The sequence below is a fragment of the Pseudomonas sp. SDO5532_S415 genome (genome assembly GCF_054071155.1).
In genome coordinates this window covers 1-4,452 of record NZ_JBSVWS010000282.1, presented here as the reverse complement: position 1 = coordinate 4,452, position 4,452 = coordinate 1, and the positions used below count along the sequence as shown (strand labels likewise).

Sequence of the window (4,452 nt, the reverse complement as noted above, 5' to 3'; positions counted from 1 at the left end):
CACAAGGATCTTCGCCGACCCTGTGGGAGCGGGCTTGCCCGCGATAGCGGTCGGTCAGGCAACGCTGCAGTGACAGATTCACCACGGTAATCGAGAACCCCCATGCCTCAACCGCGTCCCTACAAAGTTGCACTCAACGGCTACGGCCGGATTGGTCGTTGCGTCTTGCGTGCGTTGTTCGAGCGAGGCGAGAAGGCCGGGTTTGAAATTGTCGCGATCAACGATCTGGCCGACATGGCCAGCATCGAATACCTGACACGCTTCGACTCCACCCACGGGCGTTTTCCCGGTGAGGTGAAGGTCGACGGCGATTGTCTGCATATCAATGGCGACTGCGTGAAGGTATTGCGCAGTGCCACCCCCGAAGGCATCGATTGGGCGTCGCTGGGCGTCGATCTGGTGCTGGAATGCTCTGGCGCTTATCACACCCGTGAAGACGGCCAGCGTTTCCTCGACGCGGGCGCGCCGCGCGTGCTGTTTTCGCAGCCGATGGCCAGCGAGGCGGATGTCGACGCCACCATCGTCTACGGCGTGAACCAGGATTGCCTGACCGGTGACGAACTGCTGGTGTCCAACGCCTCCTGCACCACCAACTGCGGCGTGCCGCTGTTGCGCCTGCTGGATCAGGCTATCGGCCTGGAGTATGTATCGATCACCACGATTCACTCGGCGATGAACGATCAGCCGGTGATCGACGCCTATCACCATGAAGACCTGCGCCGCACCCGTTCGGCGTTCCAGTCGGTGATTCCGGTGTCCACCGGTCTGGCGCGCGGCATCGAACGCCTGTTGCCGGAACTTGCCGGGCGAATTCAGGCCAAAGCCGTACGTGTGCCGACGGTGAACGTGTCCTGCCTCGATATCACGATGCAGACGGTGAGTGACACCGACGCCACCGAGGTCAACCGGATCCTGCGCGAGGCTGCCACCAGCGGCCCGCTCAAAGGCCTTCTGGCCTATACCGAGTTGCCCCACGCCAGTTGTGATTTTAACCACGACCCACATTCGGCGATCGTCGATGCCAGTCAGACCCGCGTTTCCGGCCCACGGCTGGTGAACATCCTGGCCTGGTTCGACAACGAATGGGGTTTCGCCAACAGAATGCTGGATGTTGCAGAGCACTATCTGCAAACAGCGACTCCAACAACTGCTCTCTAAATCAGTAACCCAGGAAATGCGACCCATGACCGTGTTGAAGATGTCCGACCTCGATCTGCAAGGTAAGCGCGTACTGATCCGCGAAGACCTCAACGTCCCAGTCAAGGACGGTGTAGTCACCAGCGATGCGCGAATCCTGGCTTCGCTGCCGACCATCAAGCTGGCCCTGGAAAAAGGCGCGGCAGTGATGGTTTGCTCGCACCTTGGCCGTCCGACCGAAGGCGAATTCTCCGCCGAGAACAGCCTCAAGCCAGTCGCCGACTACCTGAGCAAGGCGCTGGGGCGTGAAGTGCCGCTGGTAGCCGATTACCTGGGTGGCGTCGACGTGAAAGCCGGCGACATCGTGCTGTTCGAAAACGTGCGCTTCAACAAGGGCGAGAAAAAGAACGCCGATGAACTGGCCAAGCAATACGCCGCCCTGTGCGACGTGTTCGTGATGGACGCCTTCGGCACGGCACACCGCGCCGAGGGTTCGACGCATGGTATAGCCAAGTTCGCCAAGGTCGCTGCTGCTGGCCCGCTGCTGGCCGCCGAACTGGACGCACTGGGCAAGGCCCTGGGTGCACCGGCCAAGCCAATGGCTGCCATCGTTGCCGGTTCCAAGGTTTCGACCAAACTCGACGTGCTGAACAGCCTGAGCCAGATCTGCGACCAGTTGATCGTCGGCGGCGGCATTGCCAACACCTTCCTGGCGGCTGCCGGTCACCCGGTCGGCAAATCCCTGTACGAGCCAGACCTGCTGGACACCGCCCGCGCCATCGCCGCCAAGGTCAGCGTTCCGTTGCCAGTGGATGTGGTGGTTGCCAAGGAGTTCGCCGAAAGCGCAGCGGCCACCGTGAAACTGATCGCTGACGTCGCTGCCGATGACATGATTCTGGACATCGGTCCGCAGACCGCAGCGAATTTCGCCGAACTGCTGAAATCGTCGAAAACCATCCTGTGGAACGGCCCGGTCGGCGTGTTTGAGTTCGACCAGTTCGGAAACGGCACCAAGGTGCTGGCCCAAGCCATCGCGGACAGCGCGGCGTTCTCCATCGCTGGCGGCGGCGACACCCTGGCGGCCATCGACAAGTATGGCGTTGCCGAGCAAATCTCCTACATTTCTACCGGTGGCGGCGCGTTCCTCGAGTTCGTCGAAGGCAAGGTGCTGCCAGCCGTTGAAGTCCTGGAAAGCCGGGCCAAGGCCTGAGGCCGCCCGTTTGACCAGGCAAGGGAGTGTTTACATGGTCAAGACGTTAGCGCTGTTGATCGTCGCGGGTTCGCTGGTGGCTTGCGGGAGTAACCCGAAAGCCACGCCGGAGCCTGCGCCGACTGCACCACAGAATGGCTGTTACCAGGCCGACTGGCAGGCGGAAACCAATCCGGTGCTCAACAAGCGTTCCGGGCCTGACGGCCTGGACAAATACGAGACACAGACCCCCGCCAAGGAACATGGTTGTCCTTGACGGGTCTGACTCTTTACCCAGTGCCGATGGCGTGCGCTGTCGGCCGAGGAACACGGATGAAAGGTTTTATCGCCATTACGGCGCTGGCTTTGCTGGCCGGATGCACTAACTTGAACCCGTTCCAGTCGTCCGCTGCGGCCGACAGCTGGACCACCTGGACCTGCGACAGCCAGGCCAAAGTGCTTTGGCGCTACGCCGATGACAGCCGCAAGGAAGTCGATGTACGTCTGGGCGGTGCCGATCAGGTCTATCGCTTGAAGCAGGAGCCGGGTGCGTCGGGTGCGCTGTACAGCAACGACATGCTGGCGTTTCACGTAAAAGGTGAGGAAGGCCTGGTTTACTGGGTCGCCACCAATGATTTGATTGGCCGCGGTTGTAAAGCGCAATAGCTGACACGAGACCCAATGTGGGAGCGAGCCTGCTCGCGAAAGAGGTCTGACAGGCACTGCGATGTGGGCTTCAAGATCGCCTTCCCGAGCAGGCTCGCTCCCACAGGGTCGGTGTCGAATTTGAGATTGATGCAACACCGAATTCGCAGCCCGGGCTCAACCCCCGATCTGCAATAACTTGAATAGCCGCCGCCGCTACGGCAGGCTGGCACGATTAACGACCCTCAACCGGGAGACACACACACAATGGCACTTATCAGCATGCGCCAGATGCTGGACCACGCAGCCGAGTTCGGCTACGGCGTTCCAGCCTTCAACGTCAACAACCTTGAGCAGATGCGCGCCATCATGGAAGCCGCTGACAAGACTGACTCCCCGGTGATCGTCCAGGCTTCGGCCGGTGCTCGCAAATACGCCGGTGCGCCGTTCCTGCGTCACCTGATCCTGGCGGCAATCGAAGAGTTTCCGCACATCCCGGTGTGCATGCACCAGGACCACGGCACCAGCCCTGACGTCTGCCAGCGCTCCATTCAACTGGGCTTCAGCTCGGTGATGATGGACGGTTCCCTGGGCGAAGACGGCAAGACCCCTACCGACTACGACTACAACGTGCGCGTTACCCAACAAACCGTGGCCATGGCTCACGCCTGTGGCGTTTCGGTAGAAGGCGAACTGGGTTGCCTGGGTTCGCTGGAAACCGGTATGGCCGGTGAAGAAGACGGTATCGGCGCTGAAGGCGTTCTGGATCACAGCCAGATGCTGACCGACCCGGAAGAAGCCGCTGACTTCGTCAAACGCACCCAGGTCGATGCCCTGGCCATCGCCATCGGCACCAGCCACGGCGCCTACAAGTTCACCAAGCCGCCTACCGGCGACGTGCTGGCGATCGACCGCATCAAGGAAATCCACAAGCGCATTCCGAACACTCACCTGGTGATGCACGGTTCGTCTTCGGTTCCGCAAGAGTGGCTGGCGATCATCAACCAGTACGGCGGCGACATCAAAGAGACCTACGGCGTACCGGTTGAAGAAATCGTCGAAGGCATCAAGCACGGCGTGCGCAAGGTCAACATCGACACCGACCTGCGCCTGGCGTCCACCGGTGCGATGCGTCGCCTGATGGCCACCAACCCGAGCGAATTCGACCCACGTAAATTCTTCGGCGCCACCGTGACCGCCATGCGTGACGTGTGCATTGCGCGTTATGAGCAGTTTGGTACTGCCGGTAATGCTTCGAAGATCAAGCCGATCTCGCTGGAAGCGATGTTCCAGCGTTACCTGAAAGGTGAGTTGAACGCCAAGGTCAACTAAGCCCTGAGCGTTTCAGCTCCACAAGAAACCCGCAGAAATGCGGGTTTTTTATGGGTGATGATTTGATGTTGGTGTACCCATTGTGGCGAGGGAGCTTGCTCCCGCTGGACTGCGCAGCAGGCCTTCTTTTATTGGGGCCGCTTCGCGAC

5 protein-coding genes are annotated in these 4,452 nt (G+C 60.6%); all 5 read left to right on the top strand.

What is annotated here, in order from left to right:
• Positions 1 to 102 precede the first annotated feature (102 nt).
• The 5 genes from epd (at position 103) to fba (ending at position 4,303) form a co-directional block, all read left to right on the top strand.
• Positions 103 to 1,158 carry an erythrose-4-phosphate dehydrogenase gene (epd, locus tag ACW9HW_RS29100; RefSeq protein WP_095195978.1) on the top strand — a complete coding sequence of 352 codons (1,056 nt, stop codon included), beginning with the start codon at positions 103 to 105 and terminating at the stop codon, positions 1,156 to 1,158.
• A 25-nt stretch (positions 1,159 to 1,183) separates the two neighbouring features.
• Positions 1,184 to 2,347 carry a phosphoglycerate kinase gene (locus tag ACW9HW_RS29095; protein ID WP_095195977.1) on the top strand — a complete coding sequence of 388 codons (1,164 nt, stop codon included), beginning with the start codon at positions 1,184 to 1,186 and terminating at the stop codon, positions 2,345 to 2,347.
• A 34-nt stretch (positions 2,348 to 2,381) separates the two neighbouring features.
• The gene (locus ACW9HW_RS29090; RefSeq protein ID WP_457402764.1) at positions 2,382 to 2,603 is read left to right on the top strand and encodes a hypothetical protein; all 222 of its coding nucleotides are present in this window, start codon (positions 2,382 to 2,384) and stop codon (positions 2,601 to 2,603) included.
• Positions 2,604 to 2,659: 56 nt separating this feature from the next.
• Positions 2,660 to 2,992: an MliC family protein gene (locus tag ACW9HW_RS29085; RefSeq protein ID WP_095195975.1), complete on the top strand. Its 333-nt coding sequence runs from the start codon at positions 2,660 to 2,662 to the stop codon at positions 2,990 to 2,992.
• A gap of 246 nt (positions 2,993 to 3,238) precedes the next feature.
• The gene (gene fba, locus ACW9HW_RS29080; RefSeq protein WP_030130215.1) at positions 3,239 to 4,303 is read left to right on the top strand and encodes a class II fructose-bisphosphate aldolase; all 1,065 of its coding nucleotides are present in this window, start codon (positions 3,239 to 3,241) and stop codon (positions 4,301 to 4,303) included.
• Positions 4,304 to 4,452 lie beyond the last annotated feature (149 nt).

What these genes read in the sequence shown, in the direction of transcription:
- ACW9HW_RS29085 (WP_095195975.1), top strand. Translation starts at nt 2,660, where the DNA reads ATGAAAGGTTTTATCGCCATTACGGCGCTGGCTTTGCTGGCCGGATGC.
- epd (WP_095195978.1), top strand. Translation starts at nt 103, where the DNA reads ATGCCTCAACCGCGTCCCTACAAAGTTGCACTCAACGGCTACGGCCGG.
- ACW9HW_RS29090 (WP_457402764.1), top strand. Translation starts at nt 2,382, where the DNA reads ATGGTCAAGACGTTAGCGCTGTTGATCGTCGCGGGTTCGCTGGTGGCT.
- fba (WP_030130215.1), top strand. Translation starts at nt 3,239, where the DNA reads ATGGCACTTATCAGCATGCGCCAGATGCTGGACCACGCAGCCGAGTTC.
- ACW9HW_RS29095 (WP_095195977.1), top strand. Translation starts at nt 1,184, where the DNA reads ATGACCGTGTTGAAGATGTCCGACCTCGATCTGCAAGGTAAGCGCGTA.